The sequence below is a fragment of the Mycobacterium sp. NPDC051804 genome (genome assembly GCF_044452905.1).
In the GTDB taxonomy this organism is placed as follows: Bacteria; Actinomycetota; Actinomycetes; order Mycobacteriales; family Mycobacteriaceae; genus Mycobacterium.
The window spans coordinates 729,926-746,680 of sequence record NZ_JBITCD010000002.1 but is presented as its reverse complement, the minus strand read 5'-3'; the positions used below and the strand labels follow the sequence as shown (position 1 = coordinate 746,680).

Sequence of the window (16,755 nt, the reverse complement as noted above, 5' to 3'; positions counted from 1 at the left end):
GCGCGAATGCACCGGTGGCTGAAACGCGGTCTCTTCGTCTGCCTTTTCGGTCTCGTGGTCGAAGGTGCCCTCACGGTGCCTGCGCTCGCTTTGTGGTACGGCTGGCCGAGTCTGTCGTTGACCGAAATATGCAGCGAACTGATGAAGGTCCGCTACTCCGACGACACGCTCGACTGCACGCAGCCGTATCCGCTCTCGGGCCCGCCGTTCGGTGGCGCGCCGGAGGCGGCAGGACAGCAGACTGCGAGAGACGAGTGGGGGATTCAGCCTGTTCCGCAGTATCCCCGGGTCGGCTTCCGCGAACTGGTGCGCATCCACGGGGAGCGAGAAGCGGCCGGTTCTCCTTAGGTTCCTGTCACACCGACGTCGACAGGGATCGCAGCGCCGGTGACATAGCGGGCCTCGTCGGAGGCCAACCAGGCGACTGCCGCCGCGATGTCCTCGGGCATAGTGATCGAATCGGGCAATAGCTGCTTCGTAAATCCATGCCGGAGAACGGGGTTCGTCTTGGCGGCATCCGCCATCGCCTCGACCATCTCGACGCTGCCCATCGGGGTGACCACGGAGCCGGGGTGCAGGCTGTTGACCCGGATCTTGTGCTTTCCGAGCTCCGCGGCGAAAGATCGCGCGAGTCCCGTGATCGCGTGCTTGCTGGCGGTGTAGGCGATCATGAACGGCTCCATCGTCACGCCCGCGGCTGATCCGATCAGGATGATCGATCCGCCGCGTCCACCGCCGATGATGTGCTTGGCGCCGGCCATCACCGTATTCCAGGTGCCGACGAGGTTGATGTCGATAGTGTCTTGAAAATCCCGAGCTGACACCTGATCCCACGTCGACGGAACGCAGATGCCCGCGTTCGCCACGATCACGTCGAGTCGGCCGAGTTCGGCAACACTTTCCTTGACAGCCGCAGACAGGCCCTCGTGGTCGCGGATGTCGACCGCGGCCGTGACTGCGCGCCTCCCGTTGGCGATGACCAGGGCGGCCGTTTCGGCGAGGTCCTCGGGCGTGGCCGAAGGGTAAGGCACGCTGGGCGGCAGCGGTCCGGCGATGTCGACGAGGATGACGTCGGCTCCGTCGGCGCTCAGCCGCTCCGCATGCGCACGGCCTTGCCCGCGGGCGGCGCCGGTGATGAGCGCAACCTTGTCGGTCATGTCTGGCACGTGGGTACGCTACCGCGAATGAGAATACGCATTTGTAATTTCCGAGAAGCATGCTTGGCGGCACGGTAGCGTCGGTGCCCATGGGTGTGCTCAACGGTCAAACCGCCTTCATTCTCGGAGCCTCGGCAGGGATCGCACAGGCTAGTGCGAAACTGCTGGCCGCTGACGGCGCGGCATTGTTCTTGCTGGGCCGGTCCACCACGAGGCTGGAAGCCGCACGTGACAACATCCGTGCGGTCGTCCCGGATGCCGAAATCGTCCTCCGCAAAGGCGATCCTGAGGACGAGGCGACCGTGCAGGCGGCAGCGCAGGCAGCTCACGACATCCACAACCGGCTGAACATCGTCGTCGGCACCGTCGCCACGGGTGGTACTGGCCCACTCGTCGAGCAAGACCTGGCCACCTTCACGGACCTGGTGATGGGAAACCCGCGGTCGAACTTTCTGGCCATGCGCTATTCGGTGCCGTTGATGACTGACGGTGGTTCGATCGTTTTCATTTCGTCGACGTCGTCGAAGATTCCGATGGAGGGCCTCGGTCACTACTCCGCCGGAAAGGCCGCGCTCGAGATGATGATCCGCGTGGCTGCGTCCGAACTCGGACCCCGGGGCATCCGAGTCAACGCGGTACGCCCGGGCCTGACTAAGGCCGTCACCACACAGGCCTATATCCATCTCGAGGAACTCACCACGAGCTTCCTCGAGCGTGTTCCGCTCGGTCGTCTCGGGGTTTCCGATGACATCGCCCCGGGTGTGCGCTATCTGGCCGGACCCGAATCCAGTTGGATGACGGGACAGAGCTTTGCAGTCGACGGCGGAAGCGAGGTCCGCGGTGCACCACGCGGCCCGATGTTCACCGTCTAGCCGAGGTCTATTGCGTTGCGCGGAGCGGTGATCGGCAAGTCGAGTGACGTTGCGATGCCCGGCTCCGCGTCGATGACGTAAGGGATGGCGTTGACGACACGCATGGCCGTCGCCTCCATCGCGTTGTCGTTGCCCGATTCGGGGGTGTCTTCGGTGCCGAGCTTCAGGTCGCATTGCATGTGAGGCTGCCCCTCGATGATGATGCGGTAGGTGCCGTTTGGCGCCGTCGCCCATTCGGGTGCGAGGTCGGGGGCCATCCGGTTGATGTGTTCAATGGTGATGACTGCCCGGTTGTTGACGATGCCGGAGGTCACCGCCCGCACCGCACCGACCGTGCCTGCCGGGATCGTGCCACAGGCAACGTGAAGGTCACGCGGCGTGAGGACCCGTTCGTAGGACTCGTCGACGCGATCTAGTTCAACGCCGAGCGCTCTGGCGACCAGCCCGATAGGGGGACCCCAGGCGAACTGCTGTGCGCCCTCGAGCTCGAGTAGTGGGGTGAAGTCCAGCGGTTCGCCGAAACCCATCGCCGTGACCATGAGGTCACGGTTGGGATATGCCGAATAGTCGAAGATCTCCTGGGCGCGGATCGACCGAATCCTGTTGGACAACGTCGTCAGTAGCACCGCGAACTGGTCGCCGGCAAAGCCGGGCTCGATACCCGACGTATAGATGGTGACCCCGCGGGCCAGCGCGGCCTCGCGCACTTGACGCGCGAGTTCAGGAATCCACCTGTCGGGGAACATCATTCCCGGCGTATTCGTGGTCACGATGTTGAGTCCGCCGTTGAGCAACCGCACGTAGTCACGCACAGCTGCGGCGTCCATTTCCGCGCTGGCCGCGCCGTAGACGACGCAATCGGGCTTCAGCGCGATGATCTCGTCGAGATCGTTGGTCGTGGTGACCCCAATCGGGTCCACACCGATGACCTCGCCGGCGTCGCGTCCCGTCTTTTCGGGGCTGTGTACCCACACCCCGACGAGTTCGAGATGGGGGCGCTTGAGTATCGCGCGGATGGCGAGGCTGCTGATCCACCCGGTGGAGATGACGGCCACCCTCAACGGAGCGCTAGTCATGACTTCTGCTCCTTCTGCTTCACAGATCGGGGATCGGCAGTTCGGAATTCGGCCCCTGGAGCCCGCCGTCGACATTGAACGTCGAGTTGGTGGCGTAGCAGTCCCTTGTGCATAGGTACAGCGTCAGTCGGCCGAGGTCGGCGACGTCGCCGATGCGGTGCAACGGCGTTCGCTCCTTCAGCTTTTCCTCCGAACCCGGCATCAGGTCGAAGCTCGACTGCAGACCGGTGGTGAGGAACGCGCCGAGGGCGATCGCGTTGACGCGGATCTTGGGCGCGAGTTCCTGAGCCATGGCACGCGTCAGCGCTTCGAGTCCGCCCTTCGCGACCGAGTACGGCAGCAGCCCGCGAATGCCGAACCGTCCCGCGCCGGAGGAGATGTTGACGATCGAGCCACGCCCGACGTCGAGCATGTGAGGTACGACGAGTTGGCTCATGTCGAAGGCCGAGGTGACGCAGTAGTCGAACGTACTCCGAAGGTTGTCCGACGTGAGGCTCAGGAATGGGCCGTAGGTGGCGAAACCCACGTTGTTGACCAAGATGTCGATTCGGCCGAACTCGTCGACCGCGGTCTGCACCACTCGCTCGCTGTCCTCGCGCTCGAGCGCGTCCGCGGTCAATGCCAACCCCTTGCCGCCTACGCTCGTGATGTCCCGCATCGTCGACTCGATTTCGGATGACGTGCGCGCCGTGCCGACCACTGTCGCGCCCGCCTCGGCGAGCACCTTCGCGATTCCCTCACCGACACCACGGCCGGCGCCCGTCACGATCGCAACGTGCCCGTCCAACTGGAATTGCTCAAGCGCCACGACGCGAATCTACCAAGTGAGAATTAGAGTTTCCGCAAATCGGAAACCTGATTTCGCGACCGACATAGTGTCCGACCATGACGAAATCGTTGCCGCTACTGCACCACGTGGTCTTCGCGATCGAACGAGAGCGGCTGAATCAGGCAGTCGAGTTCCTCGAAGACCTTGGATTTCAGTTCGAGGCGTTCGACCACGAGGAACTTCGCCTGGCGATCAGGCTCGACTGGGACCGCGGCTTCGAACTCATAGCGCCGCTCGCGGATGCGCCCACCGACTCCGGAACTGCGGCGGTCTTTCTCGCTCGCCACGGCGATGGATTGTTCTCCGTGGTGGTGCGAACTGCCGATTCCGAGGCGGCCGAGCACATCGCGGGGCGTCACGGAACGACGTCAGATTTCCGCCAACATGTCGAGGGTGACGGCTTCGAGGTCACCGAGGTGAAGCTGGAACCGCTGTTCGGTATTCCACTGACCTTGCTGACGACGAACCTTCCGTGACTGGTCAGCCCCTGGCGAGCAGCTCGCCCAGTTGCACCGCCAGATCTGACTTCTTGACCTTGCCCGTCGCGGTGAAGGGTAGTGCGTCCTTGGCTGTGATCCAGATGAACTTCGGCACCTTGTAGGCCGAAAGGCGACTGCGGACTTGGGTCCGCAATTCCTCACCGTCGAGCGCCGAATCGCCACGCGGCACCACCGCGGCGGCGACGACCGTGCCGTTGTCCCCGTCGTGCGCGCCAACTACATAGGCCTCGAGCACGCCGTCGCAATCGCTCAGGGCCAGCTCTACCTCAGATGGCGTCACGTTGGTACCGCCTCCGGTCTTGATCAGATCGCCGAGGCGACCCGTGAATCTGATCCAGCCGTCGTCGTACTGGACGCCGCAGTCGCCAGTCCGGTAATAGCCGTCAGGGGTGAACACGTCCTCGCGCTCACGCTTGTACAGCCGCTGCATCAACGAGTAACCGCGCACCCAGATCTCGCCGTCGGTGCCCACCGGTACGCGTTCGCCTGATGAGGGGTCGACCAGGATGTGGGACAGGCCCTCGATCGAACGTCCGCCCGTTTCGGCCCGATCCGCGGGTTGCGGTGGATACGGGTCGACCCCGATGTGATTGCCGCACAGCTCGGTCATCCCCAGTGCGTTGGGTCCCTGCGGTCTGCGTTCCGGGGGCACCATCGCGGGCATGCTCGTGCGCCGCACCGAACTGAGATCCCGAGCCCCGAAGTCCGGGTGTTCGGCGAGGGTTTTGCCCTGCTGCGGCCAGCCGAGTGTGATCGTCGCGCCGTACCGCTCGATCAACTCCAGCGCCTCGGCCGCGTCGAACGCCGGCTGCGTGACAAGCGTCGCGCCGTGGTGAATCACCGCGTGGACGCCGGTGATCAAGCCGCCGACCCAGAAGAACGGCATGGCGGTGAACATCACCGTCTCGGGTGTGACGCCGTAGTCGAACGTGAGGTTGTAGGTGTGGCGCACGAGCGTGCCTTGAGTGTGCACCGGCGCCTTCGGATCGCCGGTGCTGCCCGAGGTGTAAATGATCATGGCGTCGTCCGCCGCGGTGACGCAGGATTCGACGTCGATAAGGAAGTCGGAGTCGACGCCGGTCGGATCTTCGTCGTCGCGAAGCATCGTTGCCCATAATCTGTCGCACGGCCCCCATATCGCGACCGTGCGCAGATATGGCGTTTCGCGCAGCAGAAGCCGTCCAGGCTCGCGTTGGTCGGCAAGACCTGGCAGCGCCTCTTCCAGACGCGCGAGAAAATCGTGGTTCCGGAACGACGACGCGGCGAGGATGGCCCGTAGATCGGCATGGCGTGTGGTCCAGGCAAGCTCAGCGGCTTTGTAAAAGGTGTTCATCGGCACCGCGACGGCACCGATGCGGGTCGTCGCGAACCAGGCGACCGCCCACTCGACACTATTGGGCATCAGGATTCCGACGTGGTCGCCCTTTCCGAGGCCGGCGGCGAGCAACGCCCGTGCCAACCGTGCCGACCTCAGGTCGAGATCGAAATAGGTCAGGATCTCGCCATCGGCGATGAGGAATGGCTTGTCACCGAAACGGGCCGCACCTGATCGCACCAGCGCAGGAACCGTGGGAGTGATAGTCGGGAACGGCATGGCGTCAGCATCCTCGGCTTCGGATGATCATTGGGCCTCAACAGGATAGTTCCCTATGCGTAAATCGAGAACACCGGTTCTCGTCGGGGAATGGACGAACTATGCTGCAGTCATGGCGGTCTTGGAAACGGATGAGGCTGCCCGGCTTGACAGGATCGAGTCCAGTCTCGCGATCAGCCAGCTGCCCAGCCGCTATGCGATGGCGCTGGATGCCCGCGATCTCGATGCGTTGGTAGCGGTGTTTGTGACCGACGTCGACGCCGGCTCGGAGGGGACCGGCAGGGAAGCGCTGAAGCGGTGGTACGAGCCAGTCTTGCGGCGGTTCTACCGAAGCATTCACCTGATCTGCGGTCATCAGTTCGACTTCCTCGATTGCGATAACGCAACTGGCTCCGTCTACTGCCGCGCAGAACACGAGGACGGCGACGGCTGGTACGTCATCACAATGCGGTACGACGATGTGTACTCGCGTCGAGACGGCGGCTGGTGCTTCGTGCAACGACGCGAACATCCGTGGTACTCGGTTGACGTCACCGAGCGGCCGACGCCGGATTTTGTTCGATGGCCTGCCGATGTGCAGCTTCGCGCGGCGATGCCCCACCGCATGCCGACGTGGCGGGCGTTCTGGGAGGCGGGAGATCCAGAGCTGCCGTCCCGGCTGTCGCGGCGGCCATGACCTGTGAGTTCGTTTTACAAACCGATGAGTAAATGCCATTCTCAGTAGTGATAATGATGATTATCACTGGTAGGGAGGAACGTCATTTCCGACGACAAGGTGCTCAGTGGAGTCCGTGTGCTCGAAGTAGCGGCCTGGACATTCGTCCCGTCGGCCGGGGCAGTGTTGGCGGAGTGGGGTGCTGAAGTCATCAAGGTCGAGCCCCGAAACGGCGGTGACCCACAGCGCGGCCTCGTCACCATGGGGATCGTCGACTCCGGCGGCGGTTCCGTCAACTACATGATCGAGATCCCCAATCGGGGGAAGAAATCGATCGGTGTCGACCTGAGCAAACCCGGCGGCCAGCAGGTGGTCCAAGAGCTGGCGAAGAGCTGTGACGTGTTTCTCACCAGCTACCTTCCCGACCGTCGCAAGAAGTTGGGCATCGACGTCGATGACATCCGGGCAGTGAACCCGAGCATCGTGTACGTGCGCGGCTCTGGTCATGGACCGAAGGGGCCCGACTCGGACAAGCCGGGGTACGACGGTGTTTCCTACTGGGCGCGTGGAGGAATCGCGACCGTCCTAAGCGAGGAGGCCGACGAACTTGTACGGTCACGGCCCGCGTTCGGTGATCTGCTCGGTGGCATGACGATCGCAGGGGGAATTGCCGCGGCGCTGTACAAGAAAGCCACCACCGGCAAGGGTTCGGTCGTCGACGTGTCGTTGCTCGGGCTGGCGGCGTGGAACCTCAGTCCGGACGTCGCGGTGAGCCAGCTACACGGCGGCAGTGCCATTCCGAAGTTCGGGCATGCCGATGCGCCGAATCCTCTTGTGGGGACTTATCGGACGAAGGACAACCGCTTCGTCCAGTTGATGATGTTGCAGCTCGACAAGTTCTACGCCGAAGCAATGCATGTGATCGGCCTGCCGGAACTGGTCGATGATCCGCGATTCGCCGATCCGGCCGCCAGATACGCAAACAGGGGCAGCCTGATCGCCTCGCTCGACGAGGCTTTCGCCAAGCAGACATTGGCCGAATGGCGCGAGAATCTCGCCGGACTCTCCGGTGCGTGGGGCATCGTGCAGACGCCCGGGGAACTGTGCGAGGATCCCGCCGTCACTTCCAACGGCTATATCGCCCACACCGAAACCGTTGGCGGTACGCCGTTCTCACTTCCCACCAACCCCGTTCAGTTCGATGAGCAGGCCGTTGTCCCACCGGGAGCGCCAGAACACGGCCAGCACACCGAAGAAGTGTTGATGGATGCGGGAATAGATTGGGACACGATCATGGCGCACAAAGAATCCGGCGCGATCCTGTGAACGCGAGGACCTCCGAGGTGTCCGGAAGTCCGATCGAATTCGACCCGTTTTCGCAGGACTTCTTCGACGGGGCATACGAGACGTACCGGAGGCTCAGAGACGAGGCACCGGTGTACTACAGCGCAAAGTGGGACTTCTGGGCGTTGACGCGGTATGACGACGTGGCGCCCGGGACAAAGGACCATGAGACGTATTCGTCGGCCAGAGGCGCCACTCTTGACATGGTCAAAGCGCACGACGATGCAATTCCGGTACCCAAGGTGATCATTTCGATGGATCCTCCTGAGCACGAGAAGATGCGCAAGCTCGTGAGCAAGGTGTTCACACCGCGCGCCATCGCCGCTTTGGAAGGCATGGTGCGCGAGAAGGTCTTCGAATGCCTAAATTCGCTGGACCCATCGGGATTCGACATCGTCGCGGATTTCTCGGCGCTGTTTCCGAACGAGGTCATCACGACCATGCTCGGCGTGCCCAAAGAGGACCGCGATCAGATCCGGCTCTGGCTGGACTTGTTGCTCGAGCGTCAGGCAGGGGAGATCGCCACCACCAAACAGGGTTACGAAGCCTCGGTGAACACTGGCATCTACTACTACAACCTCATTCAACAGAGGCGCGCGCAGCCCCAGGACGACATGATCAGCCGTTTGATCGACACTGAGATCGAACGCGACGGCGTGGTGGAGAAGCTGACGGATGTCGACATCTCAGGGTTTGCAACCATGCTTGGCGGCGCCGGCGCGGAGACGGTAACGAAGCTCGTCGGCAACGCGATGGTCGCTTTCGCCGACTTTCCCGACCAATGGCGAAAGCTTCAAGCGGACCGAAACAAGGTTCCCGCTGCGGTCGAGGAACTCTTGCGTTACGAGGCGCCGTCGCAATACCAGATCCGCACTGCGACGCGGGACGTGACTCACCACGGAACGACGATCCCCGAAGGTGCCGCCGTCCTGCTCGTGACTGGGTCCGCAACGCGCGATGAGCGCATGTTCGATGATCCTGACCGACTGGACATCGAGCGTGAGCGAAAGATGGGCTTCAATCTGGCATTCGGCTACGGGGTGCACAGCTGTCTAGGTGCCGCGCTGGCGCGGATGGAGAGCCGCATTGCTCTCGAGGCGTTGCTGGATCTCATCCCGGAGTATGAGGTCGACCGCGACGGTCTGCGGCGTGTGGCGATGACGAATGTTTGCGGTTGGTCCAACGTTCCGGTGCGGAGGGTGGGCTAACCGAGCTGACCGCCACTGAACGTCTCGATGTCTGTCACACACGGCGGCAGTCCCGCGGCGTTCATCGCGTGAGGCTTGAACGCGCGCGCCGCGGTGCTCAGACGATGTTCACTTCGGGTTTCGGCGACGAGGCCCGGTACGCTTCCGCCCCAGACCCCGATCTCGCCGACGTGTCGCCGGATGGACGTTGCCACGAGGCGCTGTACGCCTCGATGACGCTCATGCATCGCTGCCGATAGAAAGACTGCGTCCGGCAAAATCGACTCGAAATCAAAGACATTGGGGAGTGCAACGCTTCTCGCGCCGAGGATGCACAAGGCCCGTTCATCGCCTGGTGATTCAAGGTAGATGTCGACGGTCCAACCGGCCCGAACCGAATCGAAGATGAGACCGCCTGCAGCGGAAACCGAGTCGGCGGTATCGGACGCCACGACGACCAGTCTGGATGGGGTTGCCCGACCTCGGACGGATGGCCGATTGCGAAGCTGCCCGCGGTCGCGGTCGATTTCAGCGGATGCGGCGGTCGGTCTCACTGGATATCATCGCTTTCGTTTATGAGAATACGTATTATCGCATAGAGCGCGAAAATCGGACATCCGTTGCTACCGGTTCGTCAGCGTCGGCGAAAGCGGCCTTCGGCAAACCCGCAGACGACGTAGGGTCGTACAAAATCCGCTACAGCTTCGTCATCGCGCATGTCGACGGTCGGCGACGGAGTGGTGAACAGTGAGAACAGCATCCGCGCAAACCATTCGGTGGCAGAGGGAAGATCGAGGTCGCTGCGCACTTCGCCGGTCAATCTGGCGGCAGACATATAGGGGGCGAGGAATTCGGCACATTCCTCGAGGAGCGTGGATGCGTTCTTCGTCATCATGAGGTTGACTTCCTCTTCGTCGAAGTACGCCTCCGGCTCAACGACTCTGCGCGCTTGGGAGACGAAAACGGCTGCCCGCACCAGCCGGCCCTCCAGAGTGCTGCCACCGTGTCGGTCGATAGCCGTGGCCATATTGCGGTAGAACCGCTGCGACGCTGCCTCCGCGCAGGCCTCGACAATCGTTTCCTTGTCCCGGAAGTACTCGTAGAAGGTGCTGCGCGATACCTCGGCGGCTTTAGCGATGTCGACGATGGTCGTCTTGCGTAGGCCCTGCGTCCGAAAGCAAAGAAACGCGGCCGAGATGATGACATCCCGAGTATCGGTCGCCTGAACAATCTCGGCCTGCGTCATCTCAGAGCTCACCGCTCGACACTAGCTAATCAATGGTCCGGGGCCAGGATGAGTCCGCTGGTGGGAACACCTGTACCCGACGTGACCAGGACGTGCTCGACGTCGTCAACCTGATTGTGGGATGTACCCCTGATTTGCCGCACTCCTTCGGTGATTCCATTCATGCCGTGGATGTAAGCCTCGCCCAACAATCCGCCGTTCGTGTTGATCGGCAGTCGGCCGCCGAGCGAGAACTCCTCGACCGACACGAAGTCCTTGGCCTCGCCACGACCGCAGAAGCCGAGCTCCTCGAGCTGTGTGAAGACGAACGGCGTGAAGTGGTCGTAGAGAAACGCCGTAGAGATGTCGTCGGGTTTGAGCCCGGAGTTGCGCCAGAGTTTGTCGCCGACAACCCCCATCTCGGGCAGCCCCGTGATTTCTTCACGGTAGTAACTCGTCATGACTTCACCGTCGAAGGCAGCACCCTGGGCGGCGGCGGTGATCACCGCGGGCGGCTTGGCGAGATCGCGGGCGCGTTCGACACTGGTCACCACCATCGCTACGCCGCCATCGCTCTCCTGACAGCAGTCGAGCAGACGCAGAACAGGGTCGATGATCCAGCGTGACTCCTGGTGCTGCTCGATGGTAATCGGCTTCCCGTAGAACCAGGCGTCCGGGTTCGTCGCGGCGTGTTTCCGGTCGATGACGGAGATCTTCCCGAAATCGGCGTTGGTGACCCCATATGTCGACATGTAACGCTGCGCATGCAGGGCGACCCAGGCCGCGGGTGTCATGAATCCGAACGGTGCGTAGGGCGCCATCCACAGCGGCGTCACACCGGGCTGTCGGCCCGCGCCGCCGAATCGAAACCCGGAGCGCTCGTTGAATGCCCGGTAGCACACCACCGCTTCGGCGGCGCCTGTCGCCACCGCCATAGCGGCCTGCATGACCGTGCCCGCGGCGGCGCCGCCACCGTGCGGCACCCTCGTGAAGAACGTCAGGTTCTCGATGCCGACGTTACGCGCGACCTCGATCTCCTCGTTCTCGTCGACTGTGAAGGTCACCATGCCGTCGATGTCGCTGGGGCGGAGCCCGGCGTCGTCGATCGCCGATTTGACTGCCTCGCAGGCCAACTGCATCTCCGTGCGGCCCGACTCCTTCGAGAATTCGGTCTGGCCGATGCCAGCAAGCGCGGCCTTGCCGCCCATCCCGTCCCTGCTCATGCGCGATCCGCCTCCGCTACTCGCTGGCGCGTCACGCGTCCACCCCGTCGAGCAGGCTTAGCACCGCCGTGCCTTTCACGTGATCACCAAGGCTGTTCGTGCCTTTGAAGGTCACCTCGAGAAGACCCTCGCCGTCCGACGACGACTTGTCGGTGACGCTGCCCTCGAACCGCATCGGATCGTTCGGGTATGCGGGCACACCAAGACGAATCGATAGTTTCTTCACCATCGCTTCAGGGCCTGCCCAATCATGCAGGAACTTCACGCACAGCCCGTTGGTGGTCAGGATGTTGAGGAAGATGTCCTTCGATCCCTGCGAGTTTGCGAAGTCACGGTCGTGATGTACCGGCATGTAGTCGCGAGAGGCGATTGCTCCTGCGACGATCAGCGTCGTCGTGACAGGGACGTCCATCGGCGTGACCTCGTCGCCGACGTTGATGGTGTTGAACGCGAGGGTGGTCGAGCGTCCGATGGTGGAGGTCATTTCGTTCCTTCCGAATAGGTCTGGCCGAGGCGGGCCAACTGTTGTGACGCCGACCCGAGGGCGAGTTCGATCTGCTTGGCCCACAGGAAGTACCGCGACAGCGGATAGGTCACATCGATACCCATGCCGCCGTGCACCTGTTGCGCCGACGCGGTGACGCGCGCACCTGCCTCGGCGGCCCAGAACTTGGCTATCCAGGCCTCGCGCTCGGCGGGCCTACCTTCGGCGATCAGCCACGCCGCATGCCATGTGGTCCAGCGGATGGCTTCGACATCGATGAAGGCGTCCGCCAGCCGCTGCTGGACGGCCTGGAACGAACCTATGGGTCTGCCGAACTGCTCACGTTCAGTGGTGTAGGAGGCGGCGAGTTTCAAAGCTCGCTCCACGACGCCGATTTGGATGGCGCACAAACCCACAAGCGCACGGGAGTACAACGCACCGATAAAGTCGGCGCCGACGGACTCGGTGAGCCGGTGACCGACCGCGCCAGACAGTTCAACGTCGGCGTAGGGCTCGCCGTTGGTGGTGCTGACCGGGGTGACCGTGACGCCTTGTGCCGCTGTTTCGACGACGAACAGGCCGGGACCGTCGTCGGCCCGCGCGGAGACCACGATGGCCTTGGCCAGCTGCGCCGCGGGAACCAGATCCTTGATGCCGTCGAGCCGCCAGCAGTCTCCGTCGCTGCGTGCCGTGGTTCGCGGTGAGGTCGGATCGGAGTTCCCGGGCTCGGCGAGTCCCGCGGTGAGGATGGTGCTGCCGTCGATTACCCCGGGCAGATAACGCTGCTGTAGCTCGGAGTCTCCATGCCGCGCAATCGAGTCCGCGCCTAGAACGAGCGTCGCGTACACCGGCACCGGCGCGACGCTGAACCCGACTTCGCTGAGTAGAACGGCCAACTCCAGGAACCCGCCGCCGGTGCCGCCCACGGACTCGGGCAAGGCGATACCGAGCAGATCCGAGGTGGCGAGCTCGTTCCAGAGTGCGGCATCGTGACGAACATCCGTGGATTCGAGTTCGGTCAGGTGCTCCGGCGTCGCGCGGGCCTCGAACAGCTGTCGGGCGACTTTGCCAACCGTCTCTTGTTCTTCGGTGAATGTGAAATCCATTGTCGTGTATCGCCTTCGGTCAGTCGACGGGCCGGAATTGGTGCAGTGCCAACTCTTCACCAGTCGGCAGGGCTTCAAAGGTCTCGTAGAAGACCTCGACGGGCATCCCGACCTCGATGTCGGCGGGTTCGATCTCGCACAGGTTCGACACGATGCGCACACCCTCGTCGAGCTCGATCAGCGCAACAACATAGGGGTATTGGAGAAACGGGAGCGGCGGGTACTGCGGCATCACGAAGCTGTAGACCGTGCCGCGACCCGTGGACACCACATAATCCCAGTTGAGCGACTGACACTTTCCACACATCGGCCGCGGCGGCACCCTCAACGTATCGCAGTCCATGCAGTGCTGGATGCGAAGTTCCTGCTCTTTCAACCCCGACCAGAAGAATTCCGTGTCGGGACTGATCGAGGGCGCGAGTCTGGTGGCCATCAGTCTGCAGCCGTTCCGGCGGGGGCTCCGCTCGTCTTGAATCGCAGGGTGCGGAACCACTGCCGTCCGATGACTTCGTCGTGCTGATCGCGGTAGGTGGTGACCCAGGTGACGAAAAAGCCGTCGCCCATGGCGGTCTTCTTCTCATCCGAGATCGAATCGAAAACCGTCTCCGCAGTGATTTGGTCTCCGACCCGGGGATAACGTTCGATCTCGAACTCGGAGTTTGTCGCGATGATGCCGGTGTAGCCAGCATCGGAAAGGAACTGCAAGGGGTTGGATTTGATCTCTACCGGCACACCACCGCGCTCGTGAATGCCGGCGAGTTTGGGCGGTGGCATCGTCCAGCTCTGCAGCATCACGGGCGGCGAAACCAGCCCGCCATAGCGGGAATTCTCTGCGAACTCGGGATCTAGGTAGGCCGGGTTCATGTCGTCCAGCGCGTATGCCCAGTGCCGGATCATCGCGGCGTTCACCGGATCAGGGGCGTGTGACGGTTTACCCACCCCGTCGGTAGGCGTCCCGATCACAGCATCGAGGCGCTGGCGCAGTTCGTCTTTGGCGAGTTCGGTCACTGTCATGGTTCCTTTCAGGAGGCTCGCATGTCACGGGGTGCGCGCGGCATCAAGAGTCCCGCCATGGCGATGATGTCGCGCTGCAATTCGTTGGCGCCGCCGCCGAAGGTGTTGATGACGGCCAGTCGGTATGCGCTCTCGAGTTCGCCCTTCAGGGGAGCTGATACCTCCTTGCGAAGGCCTGCCTGGCCGACGACATCGAGTAGCTCGCGCGCCACCTGCTGGGTCAATTCCGTCCCGAAAACCTTTGCCGCCGAGGCCTCACCCATGCCGAGGGCGCCGGAGCTCATATTGGTGTTCACCCGTAGATTCAACAGGCGATATGCAGCGACTTGCGCCTCCACTCGGGCCAAGGCCTGCTGCACCCACGGCTGGTCGATGACACAGCCGTCGTCCAGCTCGGTGGCCTTCGCCCATTCGAGCGTCTTCTCGAAAAGGGGCTCGAGTGCGCCGAGATTGCCCAGCGCGGCACGTTCGAGGTTGAGCTGGTTGGTGATCAGCGTCCAGCCCTCATTCTCACCGAGCACGATCGCGCTCTCGTGTACGCGCACGTCGTCGTAGAAGGTGTAGTACGTCTGCACGCCGGGCATCGTGTTCAGCGGCTTCCACGAGTAACCAGGGGAGTCGGTGGGCACCATAAAGACGGTGATGCCCTTGTGCTTCTTGGCATCTGGATCGGTACGAGCAGCCAGCCAGATGTAGTCGGCAAATTCCGCGCCGCTGGTGAACATCTTGGAGCCGTTGATCACGAAGTGGTCGCCGTCGCGCACAGCCGTGGTCCGCAGCGAGGCGAGGTCGCTCCCGGCGCCGGGCTCGGAATATCCGATCGCGAAGTCCACCTCGCCCTTGAGGATCGCAGGCAGGAACTTCTGCTTCTGCTCCTCGGTCCCGTACTGAATCAGGGTGGGACCGACGGTGTTCAGAGTGATCATCGGCAATGGCGCATTAACGCGGCGCGCCTCCTCGCCGAAGATGTATTGCTCCAGCGCGGTGAGACCGCTGCCCCCGTACTCGACCGGCCAGGCGACACCGAGCAGGCCGGCCTCACCCAGGGCCCGGCGGCACTCACTCATCGCGTCGCCGCCCTCCATGAGCTTGGCCACGGACTTCCGCCGCTCGGGGGTCATCACGGCCTCAAGGCGCTCGCGGTAATCCTTGCGGAGTTGTTCCTGCTCAGGGCTGTAGTCGAAATCCATCACGCACTCGCTCCCAGACGTACCGGCATGCGCTTGACCCCAGGGACCATAGTGGCCCGGAGCCGCGTCACCTCGCCCGTCAATTCAATGGTCGGATAGGTGCCAAGTAACACCTCGAACATCACCAGGGCTTCCAAGCGAGCGAGCTGAGCCCCCAAACATGAATGCTCGCCCGCGCCGAATGCGATGTGCGGGTTTGGACTACGGGTTATGTCGAATTCTTCGGCAGTTGGGCCGAAGACATCTTCATCACGGTTAGCCGCGCCGTAAAGCATGACGACGATTTCGCCGGCCGCGATCTTCTGGCCGCGGATTTCAACGTCCTTGTTGGCGACGCGCGCCATGTGTGTGACTGGGCTCGTGAAGCGAAGCATCTCCTCGACGGCGCTCGGCAAAAGAGCCGGGTTCGATCGCAACAGTGCGAACTGGTCAGGATGCCTGATCAACGCGAGGGTGCCGAGGGCGATGAGGTTGCGCGTGGTTTCGTTGCCGGCGACCAACAACAGAAAGGAGAAATTGAGTAGATCGTTGTCGGAGAGACGTTCACCATCGACTTCTGCCGCCGCGAGAACGCTCAGTAGGTCGTTCTGATCGACCACCTCGCCGGATCGACGTGCTTCGATCAGCTTCATAAAGTATTCGTAGAGTTGACCTGCAGCGACGAAGCTGTCCATCTCGATTTCAGGGTCTGCCGACCCGACAGCGGCGTCCGACCAGGTGCGGAACTTTTCCCAGTCTTCGGGCGGGGCCCCCAACATCTCGGCGATGATACGAGTCGGCAGTGGGGCCGCGATCTCCTCAGCGAACTCGTACTCGCGGGATGTATCGATGCCATCCACGATGTCTTTGACGAGGTTGCGAACCTTTGCTTCCAGCAACGTCACCTGGCGTTTGGTGAAGCCGGAGTTGATCAGCTTGCGCAGTTGCCGGTGCCGTGGTGGGTCGGTGAAGAGGAGGCTGCCTTCGTGTACGGGGGCGTCGGGGAACGCCGGGTCGGGGATCGTCACTCCCTTCGTCGATGTGAAGAGCCCTGGGTTTGACGACACATAGCGACAGTCCTCGTACTTGAGTAGCGCCCAGAACTTCATGTCGTCGTTCCACACCACTGGCGCCGTCCTGCGCAATTCCTGATACGCCGGGTAAATGTCGCCTGCGTAGAAGTCCGGCGAGTGTAGCGGGACCGATGTGGTGGGCTTGGAAACCTGATCTGCGGGCACGTGGAGCCTTCCTCGACGCTGTGGCTGATCGGACAGATTGATCATCAATGTCCGACTACCTTGTGTCTACAGTACCTGCATC

Annotated in this window: 19 protein-coding genes; 6 read left to right on the top strand and 13 right to left on the bottom strand. The window is 62.7% G+C overall.

Features of this window, described 5'->3' with window-relative positions; translation table 11 throughout:
- The first annotated feature begins 6 nt into the window (after nt 1–6).
- Nucleotides 7–348, top strand: coding sequence for a hypothetical protein (locus ACIA48_RS09320; protein ID WP_396730743.1), 342 nt, complete (start codon nt 7–9; stop codon nt 346–348).
- On the opposite strand, the gene ACIA48_RS09315 is transcribed toward ACIA48_RS09320, so the two are convergent.
- Nucleotides 345–1,157, bottom strand: a complete 813-nt coding sequence (locus tag ACIA48_RS09315) for a mycofactocin-coupled SDR family oxidoreductase (protein ID WP_396730741.1) — start codon at nt 1,155–1,157, stop codon at nt 345–347. The two genes, ACIA48_RS09320 and ACIA48_RS09315, sit on opposite strands and share 4 nt — an antisense overlap.
- A gap of 89 nt (nt 1,158–1,246) precedes the next feature.
- Here ACIA48_RS09315 and ACIA48_RS09310 point away from each other — a divergent pair, with 89 nt between their 5' ends.
- Nucleotides 1,247–2,029: an SDR family NAD(P)-dependent oxidoreductase gene (locus ACIA48_RS09310; protein ID WP_396729989.1), complete on the top strand. Its 783-nt coding sequence runs from the start codon at nt 1,247–1,249 to the stop codon at nt 2,027–2,029.
- Here ACIA48_RS09310 and ACIA48_RS09305 read toward each other — a convergent pair.
- Together ACIA48_RS09305 and ACIA48_RS09300 are read right to left on the bottom strand one after the other, a co-directional pair.
- Nucleotides 2,026–3,105, bottom strand: coding sequence for a dihydrodipicolinate reductase (locus tag ACIA48_RS09305; protein WP_396729987.1), 1,080 nt, complete (start codon nt 3,103–3,105; stop codon nt 2,026–2,028). The two genes, ACIA48_RS09310 and ACIA48_RS09305, sit on opposite strands and share 4 nt — an antisense overlap.
- A gap of 19 nt (nt 3,106–3,124) precedes the next feature.
- Nucleotides 3,125–3,913, bottom strand: coding sequence for an SDR family NAD(P)-dependent oxidoreductase (locus ACIA48_RS09300; protein ID WP_396729985.1), 789 nt, complete (start codon nt 3,911–3,913; stop codon nt 3,125–3,127).
- 77 nt (nt 3,914–3,990) lie between these two features.
- Between ACIA48_RS09300 and ACIA48_RS09295 the strand changes: the two genes are divergently transcribed.
- On the top strand, nt 3,991–4,410 hold the full coding sequence (locus ACIA48_RS09295; protein ID WP_396729983.1) for a VOC family protein: 420 nt from the start codon (nt 3,991–3,993) through the stop codon (nt 4,408–4,410).
- 4 nt (nt 4,411–4,414) lie between these two features.
- On the opposite strand, the gene ACIA48_RS09290 is transcribed toward ACIA48_RS09295, so the two are convergent.
- On the bottom strand, nt 4,415–6,028 hold the full coding sequence (locus tag ACIA48_RS09290) for a class I adenylate-forming enzyme family protein (RefSeq protein WP_396729981.1): 1,614 nt from the start codon (nt 6,026–6,028) through the stop codon (nt 4,415–4,417).
- Nucleotides 6,029–6,140: 112 nt separating this feature from the next.
- Here ACIA48_RS09290 and ACIA48_RS09285 point away from each other — a divergent pair, with 112 nt between their 5' ends.
- The 3 genes from ACIA48_RS09285 (at nt 6,141) to ACIA48_RS09275 (ending at nt 9,235) form a co-directional block, all read left to right on the top strand.
- A complete protein-coding gene (locus tag ACIA48_RS09285; RefSeq protein WP_396729979.1) occupies nt 6,141–6,704 on the top strand; it encodes a nuclear transport factor 2 family protein in 564 nt (187 codons plus the stop codon).
- A gap of 66 nt (nt 6,705–6,770) precedes the next feature.
- On the top strand, nt 6,771–8,009 hold the full coding sequence (locus ACIA48_RS09280) for a CaiB/BaiF CoA transferase family protein (RefSeq protein ID WP_396730739.1): 1,239 nt from the start codon (nt 6,771–6,773) through the stop codon (nt 8,007–8,009).
- Between the two features lie 17 nt (nt 8,010–8,026).
- Nucleotides 8,027–9,235: a cytochrome P450 gene (locus ACIA48_RS09275; protein ID WP_396729977.1), complete on the top strand. Its 1,209-nt coding sequence runs from the start codon at nt 8,027–8,029 to the stop codon at nt 9,233–9,235.
- Here ACIA48_RS09275 and ACIA48_RS09270 read toward each other — a convergent pair.
- From ACIA48_RS09270 to ACIA48_RS09230, 9 genes are all read right to left on the bottom strand, one after another.
- Nucleotides 9,232–9,666: a hypothetical protein gene (locus ACIA48_RS09270; RefSeq protein WP_396729975.1), complete on the bottom strand. Its 435-nt coding sequence runs from the start codon at nt 9,664–9,666 to the stop codon at nt 9,232–9,234. The two genes, ACIA48_RS09275 and ACIA48_RS09270, sit on opposite strands and share 4 nt — an antisense overlap.
- A 182-nt stretch (nt 9,667–9,848) precedes the next feature.
- Nucleotides 9,849–10,460 (bottom strand): TetR/AcrR family transcriptional regulator, encoded by a 612-nt coding sequence (locus ACIA48_RS09265; protein WP_396730737.1) that lies wholly within the window; start codon nt 10,458–10,460, stop codon nt 9,849–9,851.
- A gap of 29 nt (nt 10,461–10,489) precedes the next feature.
- Nucleotides 10,490–11,662, bottom strand: a complete 1,173-nt coding sequence (locus tag ACIA48_RS09260; protein ID WP_396729973.1) for a lipid-transfer protein — start codon at nt 11,660–11,662, stop codon at nt 10,490–10,492.
- A gap of 31 nt (nt 11,663–11,693) precedes the next feature.
- Nucleotides 11,694–12,146, bottom strand: coding sequence for a MaoC family dehydratase (locus ACIA48_RS09255; RefSeq protein ID WP_396729972.1), 453 nt, complete (start codon nt 12,144–12,146; stop codon nt 11,694–11,696).
- Nucleotides 12,143–13,252: an acyl-CoA dehydrogenase family protein gene (locus ACIA48_RS09250; RefSeq protein ID WP_396729970.1), complete on the bottom strand. Its 1,110-nt coding sequence runs from the start codon at nt 13,250–13,252 to the stop codon at nt 12,143–12,145. The genes ACIA48_RS09255 and ACIA48_RS09250 overlap by 4 nt, the downstream gene beginning before the upstream one ends.
- A 19-nt stretch (nt 13,253–13,271) precedes the next feature.
- A complete protein-coding gene (locus ACIA48_RS09245) occupies nt 13,272–13,685 on the bottom strand; it encodes a Zn-ribbon domain-containing OB-fold protein (RefSeq protein WP_396729968.1) in 414 nt (137 codons plus the stop codon).
- A complete protein-coding gene (locus ACIA48_RS09240; protein ID WP_396730735.1) occupies nt 13,685–14,260 on the bottom strand; it encodes a MaoC family dehydratase N-terminal domain-containing protein in 576 nt (191 codons plus the stop codon). The genes ACIA48_RS09245 and ACIA48_RS09240 overlap by 1 nt, the downstream gene beginning before the upstream one ends.
- A 14-nt stretch (nt 14,261–14,274) precedes the next feature.
- A complete protein-coding gene (locus tag ACIA48_RS09235) occupies nt 14,275–15,456 on the bottom strand; it encodes an acyl-CoA dehydrogenase family protein (protein WP_396729966.1) in 1,182 nt (393 codons plus the stop codon).
- Nucleotides 15,456–16,673 carry a cytochrome P450 gene (locus ACIA48_RS09230; protein ID WP_396729964.1) on the bottom strand — a complete coding sequence of 406 codons (1,218 nt, stop codon included), beginning with the start codon at nt 16,671–16,673 and terminating at the stop codon, nt 15,456–15,458. Before ACIA48_RS09230 ends, ACIA48_RS09235 begins: the two co-directional genes overlap by 1 nt.
- Nucleotides 16,674–16,755: the final 82 nt, after the last annotated feature.